Raw genomic sequence first — 15,831 nt, 5'->3', positions numbered from 1 at the left:
GGCCTGTCCCCTTTATTACGTGACGCTTTGCACTGCGCGGCCACGTACCCTGTTTTGTTGTGCCGAACGCCAACAATGACCTCCCCGCCCCGACCGCCGAGCGGACCCCGCAGTCGACGAACGCGCTGAACCATGTGCAGCGCCGTGCCGTGAGCGAGCTGCTGAGGGTGTCCCCTGTCGCGGATGACCTGGCCCGTCGTTTCCAGGAGGCCGGGTTCACGCTTGCCCTGGTCGGCGGCTCGGTCCGGGACGCGTTGCTGGGCCGGCTCGGCAACGACCTCGACTTCACCACCGACGCCCGCCCCGAGGACGTGCTGAAGATCGTCCGGCCGTGGGCGGACGCGGTCTGGGAGGTGGGCATCGCCTTCGGGACGGTGGGCTGCAAGAAGGAATCGTTCGACATCGAGGTCACGACCTACCGTTCCGAGGCGTACGACCGCACCTCCCGCAAGCCGGAGGTGTCCTACGGCGATTCCATCGAGGACGACCTCGTGCGTCGGGACTTCACGGTGAACGCCATGGCGGTGCTGCTGCCGCAGAAGGAGTTCGTCGACCCGCACGACGGCCTGGAGGACCTGGCCGCGCGCGTGCTGCGCACGCCGGGGACGCCGGAGGAGTCCTTCTCCGACGACCCGCTGCGGATGATGCGCGCAGCCCGTTTCGCCGCTCAGCTGGACTTCGAGGTGGCTCCGGAGGTCGTCGCCGCGATGAAGGCGATGTCGGACCGCATCGAGATCGTTTCCGCGGAGCGGGTACGGGACGAGCTGAACAAGCTGGTCCTGTCGGCGCACCCGCGCGAGGGACTGCGGCTGCTCGTCGATTCGGGCCTGGCCGACAAGGTCCTGCCCGAGCTGCCCGCGCTGCGGCTGGAGAGTGACGAGCATCACCGCCACAAGGACGTCTACGAGCACTCGCTGACGGTCCTGGAGCAGGCGATCGATCTTGAGGAGAACGGGCCCGATCTCGTCCTGCGCCTGGCGGCCCTCCTGCACGACATCGGCAAGCCCCGGACGCGGCGTTTCGAGAAGGACGGTCGGGTCTCCTTCCACCACCACGAGGTGGTGGGCGCGAAGATGACCAAGAAGCGGATGACCGCCCTGAAGTACTCCAATGACATGGTCAAGGACGTCTCGCGACTGGTGGAGCTGCATCTGCGCTTCCACGGTTACGGGACGGGAGAGTGGACGGATTCCGCCGTCCGGCGGTATGTACGGGACGCCGGCCCGCAGCTGAAGCGGCTCCACAAGCTGACGCGCTCGGACTGCACCACGCGGAACAAGCGCAAGGCCAATGCCCTGTCGCGCGCCTATGACGGGCTCGAGGAGCGCATCGAGCGCCTGCAGGAGCAGGAAGAGCTGGAGGCGATCCGCCCGGACCTGGACGGCAACGAGATCATGCAGGTCTTGGGGATCCGCCCGGGCCCCGAGGTCGGCAAGGCGTACAAGCAGATGCTGGAGCTCCGGCTGGAGCACGGGCCGATGGAGCGGGATGCCGCGATCGCCGCTCTGAAGGAGTGGTGGGCCACCCAGGGCTGACGTTTCACGTGAAACCGGCGGTCGGTGAACCGCCATGTTTCACGTGAAACGTGGGGCGGTGTTTCACGTGAAACACCGCCCCACGGCGTATCCAAGGGCTTTGTCGCGCGTTACTTCGCCGAGGTCAGGCAGAGCACCATGTGAGTGTCGGAGCCCCTGCGCCGGTGGACGCTCTTGGTGTACGCCGATTCGTTGGCGGCGCACACGGTCGGGTCCGAGGTGTCATCGTGCACCGCGGTCACCTTGTACTGGGCTCCCGAGGTGCCGCAATCCACCACCTCGAGGCCGTCGTCGAGCGAGCTGCTGGACTTCTTCACGCAATCGCCGACCTCGGCACTGCTCGCGTCGTCCATGCTGCTGATCCAGGCAACGACGAGGAGGATCGCTCCGAGAGCGGCTCCGATGATCCTCAGGATCGTCTTGGGGGAACGCCGCTTGGCGGGCTGGGGCGGCGGTACGGGAGCTCCGCCCTGCATGAAGGGCTGCTGTGGCGGCGCGGGGTAACCCGGCTGGGGCTGCCCGTACGGAGCCTGCGGCTGCTGGGGGTAGGCGTATCCGCCCTGGGGCTGGCCGTAGGGGGCCTGAGGCGCCGGCGGTGCCTGCGGGTACGGGCTCTGTCCGTAGGGCGGTTGCCCGTAAGGCTGCTGTCCGTACGGTGCCTGGCCGTATGGCTGCTGGCCGTGAGGCGGCGTCGTCATGGATCTCCCCCGATATTGATGTGTACAGGCTGGTGTAGGACGTCCGTAAGGTATCTGGTCCTGCTGCCTCGCCGTAGAGGCCTCATCGGCTCCGGTGAGAGGGGCGGGCGTTCAGCCGCGCCGGAAGCGGACCAATGCCACGGTGACGCCGGCGTAGAGGACGGTCACCACACCGAGCAGCGCCGCTGATCTTCCGTCCGGAGGCAGCATGAGAGCGGCGACCCCGGCCGCGCCGACGAAGGCGGCATTGAAGAGAACGTCGTAGAGAGCGAAGACCCGGCCGCGGAAGGCGTCGTCGACCGACGACTGCACGATCGTGTCGGTGGAGATCTTGGTCCCTTGGGTGCCGAGGCCGAGCACGAACGCGGCGGCCAGCATCGGACCTGGGGTGAAGAACAGCCCGAGGGACGGCACCAGCACGGCGCCCATCGCGGCACAGCAGCCGATCCAGCCGAACGCGGTGAGCCGGGCCACGGCCCAGGGGGTGACGACAGCGGCCGTGAAGAAGCCCGCTCCTGACACCGCGACAGTGATGCCGAGCAGTGCCAGGCCTTCCGACTCGGTGCTGGACCAGGAGTACCGGCACAGCATCAGCACCATGACCGTCAGGGCTCCGTAGCAGAAGCGGATCAAGGTCATGGCGATCAGCGCCCGTGCGGGAGTGCGCCGCTCGGCGAGGTGGCGCAGCCCGTCCACGAGCCCTCGCACCGTGCTCAACAGGGCTTCGCGCACGTGAGGTTGCAGGCGTGCGGGGTCGGGGCCGAGCAACTGGGGTGCCATGCGCAGGGCGGTGAGGGCCGAACAGAAGTAGAGGAAGGCGGCGAGCAGCACGACATACGCGTCCACGTTCGAGCCGGCCAGGCGGACGGCGAAGGCGAGCCCGCCGCCGGCGGTCGCGGCGAGCGTTCCGGCCGTGGGAGCCAGGGAGTTGGCCATGACCAATTGCTCTTCACCATCGACCACGCGCGGGAGCGCGGCCGAGAGGCCGGCCAGGACGAAGCGGTTGACGGCGGTCACCGACAGGGCCGAGGCGTAGAAGAGCCAGTCGGGTACCCCCGACACGATCAGTGCCGCTGTCCCCATGGCCAGCAGGGTGCGCAACAGGTTGCCGTACAGCAGGACCTGCCGCCTCCGCCAGCGGTCGAGCAGTACGCCGGTGAACGGCCCGAGGAGCGAGTACGGCAGCAGCAGGATCGCCATGGCGGAGGCGACGGCCGCGGGCGAGGTCTGCTTCTCGGGAGAGAAGACGACGAAGGTGGCGAGCGCGACCTGGAACACCCCGTCGGCCGCCTGGGACAGGAGCCGTGCGGCAAGGAGCGAACGGAAGTCGCGTAGCCGGAGTAATACGCGGAGGTCGCGCACAGCATGCATGGGGCACAGCCTCACACAGCCCGCAGGCCCCCGGGGTGAATACCCGGGGGCCTGCGTAGCGAGGGTACGTCGGGCGTCTCAGCGCTCGACTTCGCCGTTGATGAACTTCTCGACGTTCTCCCGTGCCTCGTCGTCGAAGTACTGCACCGGCGGGGACTTCATGAAGTACGAGGACGCGGAGAGGATCGGGCCGCCGACGCCCCGGTCCTTGGCGATCTTCGCGGCACGCAGCGCGTCGATGATGACACCCGCGGAGTTCGGGGAGTCCCAGACCTCGAGCTTGTACTCCAGGTTCAGCGGGACATCACCGAAGGCGCGGCCCTCAAGGCGGACGTAGGCCCACTTGCGGTCGTCCAGCCAGGCCACGTAGTCCGAGGGGCCGATGTGGACGTTGTCCTCGCCGAGTTCACGGTCCCGGATCTGGGAGGTGACGGCCTGCGTCTTGGAGATCTTCTTGGACTCCAGGCGCTCGCGCTCGAGCATGTTCTTGAAGTCCATGTTGCCGCCGACGTTGAGCTGCATCGTGCGGTCCAGGATAACGCCCCGGTCCTCGAACAGCTTGGCCATCACGCGGTGCGTGATCGTGGCGCCGACCTGCGACTTGATGTCGTCACCGACGATCGGAACACCGGCCTCGGTGAACTTGTCCGCCCACTCCTTGGTGCCGGCGATGAAGACCGGGAGGGCGTTGACGAACGCGACCTTGGCGTCGATGGCGCACTGGGCGTAGTACTTTGCGGCGTCCTCGGAGCCGACGGGGAGGTAGCAGACCAGGACGTCGACCTGCTTGTCCTTGAGGATCTGGACGACGTCGACCGGCGCCTCGGTGGACTCCTCGATGGTCTGGCGGTAGTACTTGCCCAGGCCGTCGTGGGTGTGGCCGCGCTGGACCGTCACGCCCGCGTTGGGCACGTCGCAGATCTTGATGGTGTTGTTCTCGCTGGCGCCGATGGCATCCGCGAGGTCGAGCCCGACCTTCTTGGCATCGACGTCGAAAGCCGCCACGAACTCGATGTCACGCACGTGGTAGTCGCCGAACTGCACGTGCATGAGGCCGGGCACGCGGCTCTTCGGGTCGGCGTCCTTGTAGTACTCGACGCCCTGTACCAGCGAGGCGGCGCAGTTGCCCACGCCGACGATGGCTACGCGAACCGAACCCATTCCGGTTGCTCCCTGTGTTCTCGATGAGGCCCTGCGCAGCAGGCCCTCATGTGGTGGTGTCATCGGACGGGTCCGGCCGGGAACCACCCCGGTGCCGGGGCAGGCCGCCCGTATCTCCTGACTGGTTCTTCTTGTCCTGTGCTGCCGGACCTGGTGGGCGCTGGTCACGCCCGGCGCGCTCACTCTCGATGAGCTCGTTCAGCCAACGGACTTCGCGCTCCACGGATTCCATGCCGTGCCGCTGCAGTTCGAGGGTGTAGTCGTCCAGCCGCTCGCGTGACCTGGCCAGGGAGGTGCGCATCCGCTCGAGGCGCTCCTCCAGCCGGCTGCGGCGGCCTTCGAGCACGCGCATCCTCACGTCCCGGGATGTCTGGCCGAAGAACGCGAAGCGGACGCCGAAGTGCTCGTCCTCCCAGGCGTCCGGACCGGAGTGGGCGAGCAGCTCCTCGAAGTGTTCTTTGCCCGCAGCGGTCAATCGGTAGACGATCTTGGCTCGCCGCCCCGTCAGCGCCGCGGGCGGTACACCCTCCGCGGCACCGTCCGACTCCTCGATGAGCCAGCCGTTCGCGACCAGCGCCTTGAGGCAGGGATAGAGGGTGCCGTAGCTGAACGCGCGGAAGACCCCGAGCGAGGTGTTGAGCCGTTTGCGCAGCTCATAGCCGTGCATCGGGGACTCGCGGAGCAGGCCGAGGACGGCGAACTCGAGGATGCCGGAACGCCTGCTCATCCTCCGCCTCCTTGGTCCTGTGCGCTCTTTATGTCGTGCTGATGTATCGACTCGATACATCCAGACGATAGAGCGGTCCCCAGGGTGGAACAAGTGGGGGGACGGTGAACGGCATCACATCACCGAATCGTTCTCATCCGCCTGACTGATTTGGAGTGAATTTCAACACTGGGCAGGTTTTGGCCGTGCGTAGTCTGTGCGGCATGCAGACTGCCGGGAACCGTGGGCCGATATCTGGCGTCCCCATCCTCGGTGTAGTGCGGCTCGCGCCTCAGGAGCGAGCTGTGCATCGGGGGGACCTGAAGACAACTGCCGCCTTCAGGCGACGAGATAGCGCGCCTGCCCGAGGAGTATTCGTTCCATGAGCGAGCACCGTCGCAAACCGCCACAGCCGCAGAGTGGCGGACGTGCCGCGGCCCGACGCGCCGCACAGCAGCCACCGGGGCGCCGATCCGCCTCTTCGCGTGGCTCCGCAGCCGGTCCCGACTCACACTCCGAGCCGACCGGTCATGAGCCGCGGCAAGGAGGACGTGCCGAGGCCCGCAGAGCTGCCCAGCGCGGCGGCCGCCGACGGGGGGCCGATGCCTCCGCGGTGGCTTCCGGCGACGGCGTCGGCGGCCGTGGTGGTGGCCGGCGTGGCGGCGGCGGTGGCAGTGGCCCAGAGGGAGGCCGGGGACGCGGCCGCGGGGGCGGGCAGCCCGCCAAGCGGCGTCTGATCGACTACCCGCGCGCCAACCGCGTCGGGTGGCGGCGCTTCGTGCCGTCCTGGAAGCAGGTCGCGACCCTGAGCGTCGGCTTCATAGGGCTGATCGTGGGTGCCTCCGGCGTCGCACTGGCGGTGGTGCAGGTCCCCGACGAGAGCCTGGCCGCCAAGTCGCAGAACAATGTCTACCTCTGGGCCAATGGCAAGGTCATGGCGCGCGACGGTGAGACGAACCGGCAGAACGTCACGATCAACGAAATTCCGACGTCGATGCAGAATGCGGCGATCGCCGCGGAGAACGCATCGTTCCGGACGGACTCGGGCGTCGACCCGATGGGCATCGCGCGTGCGGTGGTCAACATGGCCAAGGGGGGCGAGACCCAGGGTGGCTCGACCATTACCCAGCAGTACGTGAAGAACGCGATGCTGAGCCAGGAGCAGACCCTTGACCGCAAGTTCAAGGAGCTGTTCATCGCGATCAAGGTCGGCTGGTCCAAGAGCAAGAACGAGATCCTTCAGGGATATCTGAACACCAGCTACTACGGTCGCGGGGCCTACGGAATCCAGGCTGCGGCTCAGGCGTACTACGGAGTGGACGCCGCCAAGCTGAACCCGAACCAGAGCGCCTTCCTGGCCACCGTGCTCAAGGGCGCCGACCTGTACGACCCCGCGGGCGGTACCAGCCCGGGAGCCACACGGGCGGCAAACACCGCGCGCGCCAAGGCGCGGTGGTCCTGGATCCTCGACCGGGAGGTCGAGAACCACTTCCTGTCGAAGGCGACGCGGAAGCAGTACGAGGGGCATTTCCCCACGCCGAACCTGCCGAAGCCGGTGGCCAGCAAGAGCGGCCAGATCGGCTACATGATGGACACCGCGAAGAAGTACGTGCTGAAGCACGCGCACATCAGCGAGCCGAAGTTCGACAAGGGCGGCTACACGATCCGGACGACCTTCGACGCGAAGAAGACCAACGAGCTCGAGGGCGCGGTCAAGAAGGTCAACAAGCGGTACATCGACCCGAAGAAGCGCGCGAAGGACAAATACGTCCAGTTCGGTGGCGCTTCCGTGGTGCCGGGAGACGGCAAGATCGTCGCCTTGTACGGCGGCGAGGGGTACGACAAGGGGCACTTCAGCAACAACGCCGACACCTTCGGCGTTCCGGTCGGCTCGACTTGGAAGCCGTTCGTGCTCGCCGCCGGGATGAAGTACGGAACGGCCACGAGCGGTGGGCCGATCTCACCGGACAGCCGCTACAACGGCGACGACCACCTGAAGGTGAAGAACGCCGACGGCAGCTACGTCAAGAAGCGCGACGACTCGCCCTTCTACCAGGAGAACGAGAGCAACCACCCCTGGGGCTACATCCCCTTGACCAAGGCGATGGAGCAGTCCGTCAACACTCCCTTCGTGCAGCTCGGCATGGATGTCGGGATGAGCAAGGTCCGGGACATGGCGCAGGCCGCAGGTATCGCGCCGGCCAGCTTCGACAAGAACCTGAACCCGTCCTTTGCGCTGGGAACCTCCACACCGAGCGCGATTCGTATGGCCGATGCCTATGCGACGTTCGCCCAGTCGGGCACGAAGGTGGAGCCGTACTCGGTGACCAAGGTGACGTTCGAGGGCGAAGACCTGCCGGGCTTCGACAAGCCCAAGCAGGAGACGGCGATGGATTCCAACATCGCCAACAACGTGACCAAGGTGCTGGAGAACGTCATCCAGAACGGCACGGGCAAGCTGGCCCGTCGGCTGAACATGCCGGCGGCGGGCAAGACCGGCACCACCGACGAGAACAAGTCGGCCTGGTTCGTCGGCTACACCAAGCAGCTTTCGACGGCCGTCACCATGTTCCGCGAGGACGCGAAGAATCCGCGTCAGCTGTCCATGAACGGTGTCGGTGGCTTCGACTCGATCCACGGTGGTGCCCTGCCCACCGAGGTGTGGACCGAGTACATGCTGAAGGCGATGAACGGTGTCACCGGGCAGCCGTTCCCGGCTGCTACGCCCATCGGGCGACGGGTCGACGAGCCGGGGATGCCGACTCCGACGCCGACTCCGACGCCGTCGGACACGCCCTCGGAGAAGCCGTCGGAGACTCCCAGCGACTCTGCTTCCCCGTCGGACAGTCCCAGCCCGACCCCGACGGATACCTGTGCTCCGTGGGACATCAACTGCAAGAACAGTGGCGGTGCCGGTAACGGCGGGGCCAACGGCGGTGGACCGGGCGGGCCGGGTGGGCCCGGCGGTGGTACCGGAGGCACGAGTCCGACACCCGACCCGACGGACGCGAACGGTGGTGGAGGCCTGTTCGGCGGCCCTAACGGCTAGCGGACCGTTTCACGTGAAACGCTGAAGGTTTCACGTGAAACGCGGAGCCACGAAGCCCCCGCCCGGTCACGCCGGGCGGGGGCTTCGCCGTGTTCGGCACAGGGTCGTACGGCAGGATGGGCCCATGACGAGCGTGCGACGGGACGAGTCGGTACGGCCGACGAGGCGGGATGAGGTGGCGGCGGCCGGCAGCGAGCTGATCGGCGGACCGATCGGCCGACGCGCAGCGCTCGGGACCAGCAGGCTGACGCCGGTACGGGTCATCGCGCTCGTCGCCCTCGGCATGTTCGCGCTGGGCATGGTGCAGAAGCTGCCCTGCTACAACGGTGGCTGGTTCTTCGGTGCCACGAGCCAGTACATCCACGCCTGCTACTCGGATATCCCCCATCTCTACGCGGGGCGGGGCTTCGCCGACGGCCTGATCCCGTATTTCGACCGGTTGCCCGGCGATATGGAGTACCTCGAGTACCCCGTGCTCACCGGTCTTTTCATGGAGGTCGCCTCCTGGATGACACCGCACGGCGGGGGGATCCAGCAGCGCGAACAGATCTACTGGCTGGTCAATGCCGGCATGCTGATGATCTGCGTCGCGGTTCTCGCGGTGTGCGTCGCCCGTACCCACCGGCGACGCCCCTGGGACGGCCTCCTCGTCGCCCTGGCGCCGGCCGCCGCCCTCACCGCCACCATCAACTGGGATCTGCTGGCGGTCGCCCTGACCGCTGCTGGGATGCTGATGTGGTCACGCAGCCGCCCGCTGGCGGCCGGGGTCCTCATCGGACTGGCCACCGCGGCGAAGCTGTACCCGGTGCTGCTCCTGGGCCCCCTGCTGGTGCTGTGCTGGCGCGCGGGAGCCTGGCGCGCGTACGGCAGGGCGCTGGCCGGTGCCGTCGTCTCCTGGCTGGTGGTCAACCTGCCGGTGATGATCACGCACGATGGCGCGGGATTCCACATCCGGGAGGGCTGGGCGAAGTTCTACACGTTCAGCCAGGAGCGGCCCATCGACTTCGGTTCGATCTGGCTGCTGATCTCGCAGCGGACCGGCAACCCCCTGGAGAACGCCAATACCTACGCCACGCTGCTGATGATCCTGGGCTGTGGCGCCATCGGCCTGCTGACCCTCTACGCGCCGCGCCGGCCACGCTTCGCGCAGCTGGCGTTCCTCGTCGTCGCGCTGTTCATCCTCACCAACAAGGTCTACTCGCCGCAGTACGTCCTGTGGCTGACCCCGCTCGCCGTGCTGGCCCGGCCCCGCTGGCGGGACTTCCTGATCTGGCAGGCCTGCGAGGTCATGTACTTCCTGGGCATCTGGATGTACCTCGCCTACACCGGCAACGGTGACAAGCACCAAGGGCTGCCGCCGGAGGGCTACCAGCTGGCCATCGTGCTGCACCTTCTGGGGACGCTCTACCTGTGCGCCGTGGTCGTACGGGACATTCTGCTGCCGGAGCGCGATGTGGTCCGCAGGGACGGGGACGACGATCCGTCGGGCGGCGTCCTGGACCGTAGCGCCGATGTGTTCGTGCTCGGCCGGGCACACCACCGTCCCCGGCACGCGGTGCAGTTCGAGGGGGTACCACAGGTGCGCTGGGGCGCCGTACGGGAATGAGCCGGAACCGGCCCTCATACGCCAGGGCCCGGTGCCGCAGATGAGGTCTGCGGCACCGGGCCCTGGTGCGTTCCGGGCGGGACGCTACCGGCTCAGCGGTCCACGACGCGGTCGAACTGTGTGGTGGTGTGCCGCAGATGGGCCACCAGTTCCTCCCCGACCTGCGGCTGCGGTGCGTCGCTCGGCACGAACAGGATCGACACCTGCATGTGCGGCGGCTCCGCGAACCATCGCTGCTTCCCGGCCCACACATACGGCGCGAGGTTGCGGTTGACGGTGGCCAGGCCGGCCCGGGCCACACCCTTGGCACGCGGCATCACGCCGTGCAGCGCCTTGGGCGACTCCAGGCCGACACCGTGCGAGGTGCCGCCGGCCACCACGACCAGGTAGCCGTCGGAGGCCGCCTTCTGCTGCCGGTAGCCGAAGCGGTCGCCCTTGGCGACCCGGGTGACGTCGAGCACCGAACCGCGGTACTCGGTGGCCTCGTGGTCGCCGAGCCACAGTCGCGTACCGATCCGCGCGCGGAACCGCGTCTGCGGGAACTGCTGCTGGAGGCGGGCGAGTTCATCCGCCTTGAGGTGGCTGACGAACATGGTGTGCAGCGGGAGGCGGGCGGCGCGGAGCCGGTCCATCCAGCCGATGACCTCCTCGACCGCGTCGGACCCGTCGGTGCGGTCCAGCGGCAGGTGCAGCGCGAAGCCCTCGAGCCGGACGTCCTCGATGGCCGCCGCCAGCTTGGGGAGGTCCTCGGGCTGGACGCCGTGGCGCTTCATGCTGCTCATGACCTCGATGACGACCCGGGCGCCGACCAGGCCGCCCACGCCCTCGACCGAGGAGACCGAACGGATCGCCCGGTCGGGCAGCGGCACGGGCTCTTCACCGTGGCGGAACGGCGTCAGGACGAGCAGGTCGCCGCTGAAGAAGTCCTTGATACGGGCCGCTTCGTAGGTCGTGCCGACCGCCAGGATGTCGGCACCCAGGCGGGTCGCCTCGTCGGCGAGGCGCTCATGGCCGAAGCCGTAGCCGTTGCCTTTGCAGACCGGGACCAGCCCGGGGAACTGCTGGAGGACGCTCTGCTGATGCGCCCGCCAGCGCGCGGTGTCGACGTAGAGGGTGAGCGCCATGGCCGGGCCCGGAACCTTTCTCGTGGCTGGGTGTGTCAGGAGTACGGACGGTGCGGTGAAGCGGTCAGCGACGCGACATATACATGTCGAGCGCCTTGTGCAGCAGCTTGTTGAGCGGGAAGTCCCACTCGCCGAGGTACTCCGCTGCCTGCCCGCCCGTGCCGACCTTGAACTGGATCAGGCCGAAGAGATGGTCGTTCTCGTCGAGCGAGTCGCTGATGCCGCGGAGGTCGTAGACCGAGGCACCCAGCGCATAGGAGTCCTGCAGCATCTTCCACTGCATCGCGTTCGACGGGCGGACCTCGCGCTTGTGGTTGGCGGAGGCGCCGTAGGAGTACCAGACGTGGCCGCCGACGATCAGCATCGTGGCCGCCGCGACGTTCTCGCCCTCGTGGCGGGCGAAGTAGAGCCGCATGCGGTTGGGGTCCTCGGAGTTGAGGGCCGTCCACATGCGCTGGAAGTAGCCCAGCGGCCGCGGCCGGAAGCGGTCACGCTCCGCGGTGATCTCGTAGAGGCGCTGCCATTCGGCCAGATCGTCGTAGCTGCCCTGGACGACCTCGACGCCGGCCTTCTCAGCCTTCTTGATGTTGCGGCGCCACAGCTGGTTGAAGGCCTTGTGGATCTCTTCCAGGGAGCGGTCGGCGAGCGGCACCTGGAAGACATAGCGGGGCTGCACATCGCCGAAGCCGGCGCCGCCGTCCTCGCCCTGCTGCCAGCCCATGCGCCGCAGCCGGTCCGCCACCTCGAAGGCGCGGGGCTCGATGTGGGTCGCCTCGACGTCGCGCAGTCGCTTGACGTCGGGGTCCTGGATGCCGGACTTGATCGCGGCGGCGTCCCAGCGGCGGATGATCACCGGCGGGCCCATCTTCACGGAGAAGGCGCCCTTCTGCTTGAGGTGGGCGAGCATCGGCTGCAGCCAGTCCTCGAGGTTCGGGGAGAACCAGTTGATGACCGGGCCCTCGGGCAGATAGGCGAGATAGCGCTTGATCTTGGGCAGCTGGCGGTAGAGCACCAGCCCGGCGCCGACCAGCTGGCCGTTCGTGTCGAACCAGCCCAGACTCTCCGAACGCCATTCGGCCTTGACGTCCGCCCAGGCAGGAACCTGCATGTGGCTGGCCGCGGGCAGACTCTGGATATATGCCAGATGCTGCTCTCGGCTGATGGTCCTCAGGGTCAGGCTCATGCGGGGCGCTCCTCGGCAGGTGTGTCCCCATGGTCGGGGCTCCGGCTCTCGCGCCGAAGCCTACTGTGACCGTGGAGCGCCCCGTCTGGGCCATACGGGCCGGGGCCCCGTATGCCGTACCGGCTAGCCGATCACGCCGCCGAAGAGGCCGCCGTGAGCCAGGCCGAGGTAGAAGCCGACGGCCGCTGCCCCGAGGCCGATGATCAACAGGAAGCGTTCACCCGTCGTCGAGGAGATGAACTGTCCCCACAGGCCGGTGCCGATGCCGATCAGGCCGACCCAGGAGCTGACCAGGTGCAGGCTGGGAGAGAGCGTGGTGAAGACGGCGATCGCGCCGAGGACCACGGTCACGATGGCGATGGTGTTCTCGACGGGATGGCTCTTGCCGTCGCTGTTGAGGAGCGAGAGCAGGTTGCGCTGGGTCCGTGCTGCCTGTGCCATGCGGCACCTCCGATGACAGGGCGGCGCACTGTAACGCCGCTCACACCCGTTGTGTTCCAGATTGAGGGGTACGGCGGGCGGATTTCAACCGGAAGGCTTCAGGCAGGTACTCTGTACGGTCTGCGCCTATGTCTGCCCGGAGGACCGGACGGACACGGTGCGGAACGCATACGACCCTCCTGCCACGGAACGACCGTGGCCGCTGAGTCCAAAGGAGGTGGGTTCTACATGCGTCACTACGAGGTGATGGTCATCCTCGACCCCGATCTCGAGGAGCGCGCTGTCTCCCCGCTGATCGAGAACTTCCTCTCCGTCGTCCGTGAGGGCAACGGAAAGGTCGAGAAGGTCGACACCTGGGGCCGTCGTCGTCTCTCTTACGAGATCAAGAAGAAGCCCGAGGGCATCTACTCGGTCATCGACCTGCAGGCCGAGCCTGCGGTCGTCAAGGAGCTCGACCGTCAGATGAACCTGAACGAGTCGGTCCTCCGGACCAAGGTCCTTCGTCCCGAGACCCACTGAGCGCGCAAGCGTCCAGCGGTAACCGGGTCCGAGTAGCAGCAACACCAGCAGCCAGCAGCACACCCGCCGAGAGGTTCCCCTAATGGCAGGCGAGACCGTCATCACGGTTGTCGGCAATCTTGTCGACGACCCCGAGCTGCGCTTCACCCCGTCCGGTGCGGCGGTCGCGAAGTTCCGCGTCGCGTCCACTCCCCGCACGTTCGACCGCCAGACCAATGAGTGGAAGGACGGCGAGAGCCTGTTCCTGACCTGCTCGGTGTGGCGCCAGGCGGCGGAGAACGTCGCCGAGTCCCTGACGCGGGGTACCCGCGTGGTCGTCCAGGGCCGCCTCAAGCAGCGGTCGTACGAGGACCGCGAGGGCGTGAAGCGCACGGTCTACGAGCTCGACGTCGAGGAAGTCGGCGCGAGCCTGAAGAACGCCACGGCCAAGATCACCAAGACCAGCGGTCGCGGTGGTCAGGGCGGCGGCTTCGGCGGCGGTCAGCAGGGCGGTGGCCAGGGCGGCGGCGGCTGGGGCGGCGGCCCCGGCGGCGGCCAGCAGGGCGGCGGCGGTGCTCCCGCCGACGACCCGTGGGCGACCAACGGTCCTGCCGGCGGTGGTCAGCAGGGTGGCGGCGGTGGCTGGGGCGGCGGCTCCGGCGGTGGCTACTCGGACGAGCCGCCCTTCTAGGTCCGGACAACCGGCTCGGCTCCGCGCTGTTTCACGTGAAACAGCGCCGTGAGACGGCCAGGGGCCTTGAGGGCGTCAGCACAAACTTCTTGAACTCATTGGAGAGAGACAATGGCGAAGCCGCCTGCTCGCAAGCCTAAGAAGAAGGTTTGCGTGTTCTGCAAGGAGAAGATCTCCTACGTCGACTACAAGGACACGAACCTGCTGCGGAAGTTCATCTCCGACCGCGGCAAGATCCGTGCCCGCCGAGTCACCGGCAACTGCACTCAGCACCAGCGTGACGTCGCCACGGCCGTGAAGAACAGCCGTGAGATGGCGCTGCTGCCCTACACGTCCACCGCGCGATAAGGGAAGGGTGACCGAATCATGAAGATCATCCTCACCCACGAGGTCTCCGGTCTCGGCACCGCCGGCGACGTCGTTGACGTCCGCGACGGGTACGCCCGTAACTACCTGGTCCCGCGTGGTTTCGCGATCCGCTGGACCAAGGGTGGCGAGAAGGACGTCGAGCAGATCCGCCGCGGTCGCAAGATCCGCGAGATCGCCACGATCGAGCAGGCCAACGAGGTCAAGGGCCAGCTCGAGGGCGTCAGCGTGAAGCTGGCCGTTCGTGCCGGCGACGCGGGCCGTCTGTTCGGCTCCGTCACCCCGGCCGACGTCGCCTCGGCGATCAAGGCCGCCGGTGGTCCGGACGTCGACAAGCGTCGTGTCGAGTTCGGCTCGCCGATCAAGACCCTTGGCGCGCACCAGATCTCCGTGCGGCTGCACGCCGAGGTCGTTGCGAAGCTCGGCGTCGAGGTCGTCGCCGCGTAATTCCGCACCACGCCGAAGGGCCGCATCCCGTCACCGGGGTGCGGCCCTTCGGCGTGTCCGGGCGCCGACGGCCCGCAATCAGTCCTCGTCCTGGGCGCGCCGGTAGAGCTTGGCGATGTCGTCGTCGAAGTACGCGGCGTAGGACACGTCGTCCTCGTCACCGCCGCCTTCATGGCCGCCGAGCACACCTATGACCGTGCCGGTGTGGCTCCTCGGGTCGTAGTCGGCCAGCCAGGGGCTGCCGCTCGTCCCGCCCTCGAAGTCGGTGCACTGGATGCGCAGCTGGGTGTCGCTGTACTTCGTGGTGCGGTTCTGGCAGGAGATCGGGGTGTCACGGCTGGTCGGGTAGCCCGTGATCTTGACTTCGTTGTCGAAGCCGCGGTCGATGCCGAGGGTGTTGCCGCCCAGGACGTCCTGGATCTGCTTGCCGTTCTTCTTGTCGAGTACGAGGAAGGCGACGTCGAGATCCTCGTCCTGCGACTTGGCCCAGCGGTCGTCGACGATGACCTTCTTCACCTTCCAGAGGCCGGTGGGCTCGTCGCCGTCGCGGTAGTCGGGGGCAAAGACAAGATCGTCCACGGTCGCCCCGGCGTCCGCGTCGAAGGCACAGTGCGCCGCGGTGATGAGCATGTTCCGGCCCGGGCTCTGCACCACGCTCGCCGTGCAGAAGTGGTCGCCGGAGTCGTCCTTCTCGAAGACCGCGCCGACCCGGGCGTTCTGCTCGGTTCTGCGCGGGGTGTACGCGCTGCCGTCGTCGGCCGGGGCCGTCGCGGCGGGATCCTGGTCCTGGGGATCTTGGCCGGCCTCGCCGGACTTGCCGAAGCTGCTGTGACCGCTGACGCGGCCGCGGCTGATATCGGCTTCCTCCGAGGCGTAGCCCACCACGGCAGCAGCCACGATGACGATGAACGTCAGGGGCAGCACGGAATTCCTGGCAAGCGAGCGCACACGGTCA

Annotated in this window: 15 protein-coding genes; 7 read left to right on the top strand and 8 right to left on the bottom strand. The window is 67.6% G+C overall.

The genetic code is table 11. The features are described from left to right. Nucleotides 1–59: 59 nt before the first annotated feature. A complete protein-coding gene (locus K7396_RS17875; RefSeq protein WP_152104762.1) occupies nucleotides 60–1,535 on the top strand; it encodes a CCA tRNA nucleotidyltransferase in 1,476 nt (491 codons plus the stop codon). A gap of 110 nt (nucleotides 1,536–1,645) precedes the next feature. Here K7396_RS17875 and K7396_RS17870 read toward each other — a convergent pair whose 3' ends face one another. From K7396_RS17870 to K7396_RS17855, 4 genes are all read right to left on the bottom strand, one after another. Continuing rightward, nucleotides 1,646–2,233 carry an LppU/SCO3897 family protein gene (locus K7396_RS17870; RefSeq protein WP_170314289.1) on the bottom strand — a complete coding sequence of 196 codons (588 nt, stop codon included), beginning with the start codon at nucleotides 2,231–2,233 and terminating at the stop codon, nucleotides 1,646–1,648. A 111-nt stretch (nucleotides 2,234–2,344) separates the two neighbouring features. After that, on the bottom strand, nucleotides 2,345–3,604 hold the full coding sequence (locus tag K7396_RS17865; RefSeq protein WP_086719261.1) for an MFS transporter: 1,260 nt from the start codon (nucleotides 3,602–3,604) through the stop codon (nucleotides 2,345–2,347). Between the two features lie 78 nt (nucleotides 3,605–3,682). Then, complete coding sequence (locus K7396_RS17860) at nucleotides 3,683–4,765, bottom strand: inositol-3-phosphate synthase (protein WP_086719262.1); 1,083 nt, start codon at nucleotides 4,763–4,765, stop codon at nucleotides 3,683–3,685. Nucleotides 4,766–4,811: 46 nt separating this feature from the next. Beyond that, nucleotides 4,812–5,492, bottom strand: coding sequence for a PadR family transcriptional regulator (locus K7396_RS17855; RefSeq protein ID WP_086719263.1), 681 nt, complete (start codon nucleotides 5,490–5,492; stop codon nucleotides 4,812–4,814). Between the two features lie 361 nt (nucleotides 5,493–5,853). Here K7396_RS17855 and K7396_RS17850 point away from each other — a divergent pair, with 361 nt between their 5' ends. Further along, nucleotides 5,854–8,520, top strand: coding sequence for a transglycosylase domain-containing protein (locus K7396_RS17850; RefSeq protein ID WP_373866941.1), 2,667 nt, complete (start codon nucleotides 5,854–5,856; stop codon nucleotides 8,518–8,520). Nucleotides 8,521–8,644: 124 nt separating this feature from the next. Beyond that, nucleotides 8,645–10,126, top strand: coding sequence for a glycosyltransferase family 87 protein (locus tag K7396_RS17845; protein WP_086720971.1), 1,482 nt, complete (start codon nucleotides 8,645–8,647; stop codon nucleotides 10,124–10,126). A 92-nt stretch (nucleotides 10,127–10,218) separates the two neighbouring features. On the opposite strand, the gene K7396_RS17840 is transcribed toward K7396_RS17845, so the two are convergent. From K7396_RS17840 to K7396_RS17830, 3 genes are all read right to left on the bottom strand, one after another. Beyond that, nucleotides 10,219–11,250: an alanine racemase gene (locus K7396_RS17840; protein ID WP_086720972.1), complete on the bottom strand. Its 1,032-nt coding sequence runs from the start codon at nucleotides 11,248–11,250 to the stop codon at nucleotides 10,219–10,221. Nucleotides 11,251–11,314: 64 nt separating this feature from the next. Further along, nucleotides 11,315–12,433 carry a lipid II:glycine glycyltransferase FemX gene (locus tag K7396_RS17835; protein WP_086720973.1) on the bottom strand — a complete coding sequence of 373 codons (1,119 nt, stop codon included), beginning with the start codon at nucleotides 12,431–12,433 and terminating at the stop codon, nucleotides 11,315–11,317. 123 nt (nucleotides 12,434–12,556) lie between these two features. After that, nucleotides 12,557–12,874: a hypothetical protein gene (locus K7396_RS17830; protein WP_086720974.1), complete on the bottom strand. Its 318-nt coding sequence runs from the start codon at nucleotides 12,872–12,874 to the stop codon at nucleotides 12,557–12,559. A 228-nt stretch (nucleotides 12,875–13,102) separates the two neighbouring features. On the opposite strand from K7396_RS17830, the gene rpsF reads away from it, so the two are divergent. The 4 genes from rpsF (at nucleotide 13,103) to rplI (ending at nucleotide 14,876) form a co-directional block, all read left to right on the top strand. Further along, nucleotides 13,103–13,393, top strand: a complete 291-nt coding sequence (gene rpsF / locus K7396_RS17825) for a 30S ribosomal protein S6 (protein WP_006604399.1) — start codon at nucleotides 13,103–13,105, stop codon at nucleotides 13,391–13,393. Nucleotides 13,394–13,475: 82 nt separating this feature from the next. After that, the gene (locus K7396_RS17820) at nucleotides 13,476–14,063 is read left to right on the top strand and encodes a single-stranded DNA-binding protein (protein ID WP_086720975.1); all 588 of its coding nucleotides are present in this window, start codon (nucleotides 13,476–13,478) and stop codon (nucleotides 14,061–14,063) included. 111 nt (nucleotides 14,064–14,174) lie between these two features. After that, nucleotides 14,175–14,411 carry a 30S ribosomal protein S18 gene (gene rpsR, locus K7396_RS17815; RefSeq protein WP_003978893.1) on the top strand — a complete coding sequence of 79 codons (237 nt, stop codon included), beginning with the start codon at nucleotides 14,175–14,177 and terminating at the stop codon, nucleotides 14,409–14,411. An 18-nt stretch (nucleotides 14,412–14,429) separates the two neighbouring features. Further along, nucleotides 14,430–14,876, top strand: coding sequence for a 50S ribosomal protein L9 (gene rplI / locus K7396_RS17810; protein WP_086719408.1), 447 nt, complete (start codon nucleotides 14,430–14,432; stop codon nucleotides 14,874–14,876). A 78-nt stretch (nucleotides 14,877–14,954) separates the two neighbouring features. Here the strand turns inward: rplI and K7396_RS17805 are convergent, their stop codons facing one another. Further along, nucleotides 14,955–15,824, bottom strand: a complete 870-nt coding sequence (locus K7396_RS17805; RefSeq protein ID WP_086719407.1) for a trypsin-like serine peptidase — start codon at nucleotides 15,822–15,824, stop codon at nucleotides 14,955–14,957. Nucleotides 15,825–15,831 lie beyond the last annotated feature (7 nt).

Origin of the sequence: Streptomyces angustmyceticus, from assembly GCF_019933235.1 — a bacterium.
Lineage (GTDB): Bacteria > Actinomycetota > Actinomycetes > Streptomycetales > Streptomycetaceae > Streptomyces > Streptomyces angustmyceticus.
The sequence above is the reverse complement of the archived record's forward strand: the minus strand, read 5'-3'. Positions and strand labels throughout refer to the sequence as shown.

Coding starts and splice junctions, on each gene's coding strand:
- K7396_RS17870 (WP_170314289.1), bottom strand. CDS start 2,233: ATGACGACGCCGCCTCACGGCCAGCAGCCATACGGCCAGGCACCGTAC.
- K7396_RS17865 (WP_086719261.1), bottom strand. CDS start 3,604: ATGCATGCTGTGCGCGACCTCCGCGTATTACTCCGGCTACGCGACTTC.
- K7396_RS17860 (WP_086719262.1), bottom strand. CDS start 4,765: ATGGGTTCGGTTCGCGTAGCCATCGTCGGCGTGGGCAACTGCGCCGCC.
- K7396_RS17855 (WP_086719263.1), bottom strand. CDS start 5,492: ATGAGCAGGCGTTCCGGCATCCTCGAGTTCGCCGTCCTCGGCCTGCTC.
- K7396_RS17850 (WP_373866941.1), top strand. CDS start 5,854: ATGAGCGAGCACCGTCGCAAACCGCCACAGCCGCAGAGTGGCGGACGT.
- K7396_RS17845 (WP_086720971.1), top strand. CDS start 8,645: ATGACGAGCGTGCGACGGGACGAGTCGGTACGGCCGACGAGGCGGGAT.
- K7396_RS17840 (WP_086720972.1), bottom strand. CDS start 11,250: ATGGCGCTCACCCTCTACGTCGACACCGCGCGCTGGCGGGCGCATCAG.
- K7396_RS17835 (WP_086720973.1), bottom strand. CDS start 12,433: ATGAGCCTGACCCTGAGGACCATCAGCCGAGAGCAGCATCTGGCATAT.
- K7396_RS17830 (WP_086720974.1), bottom strand. CDS start 12,874: ATGGCACAGGCAGCACGGACCCAGCGCAACCTGCTCTCGCTCCTCAAC.
- rpsF (WP_006604399.1), top strand. CDS start 13,103: ATGCGTCACTACGAGGTGATGGTCATCCTCGACCCCGATCTCGAGGAG.
- K7396_RS17820 (WP_086720975.1), top strand. CDS start 13,476: ATGGCAGGCGAGACCGTCATCACGGTTGTCGGCAATCTTGTCGACGAC.
- rpsR (WP_003978893.1), top strand. CDS start 14,175: ATGGCGAAGCCGCCTGCTCGCAAGCCTAAGAAGAAGGTTTGCGTGTTC.
- rplI (WP_086719408.1), top strand. CDS start 14,430: ATGAAGATCATCCTCACCCACGAGGTCTCCGGTCTCGGCACCGCCGGC.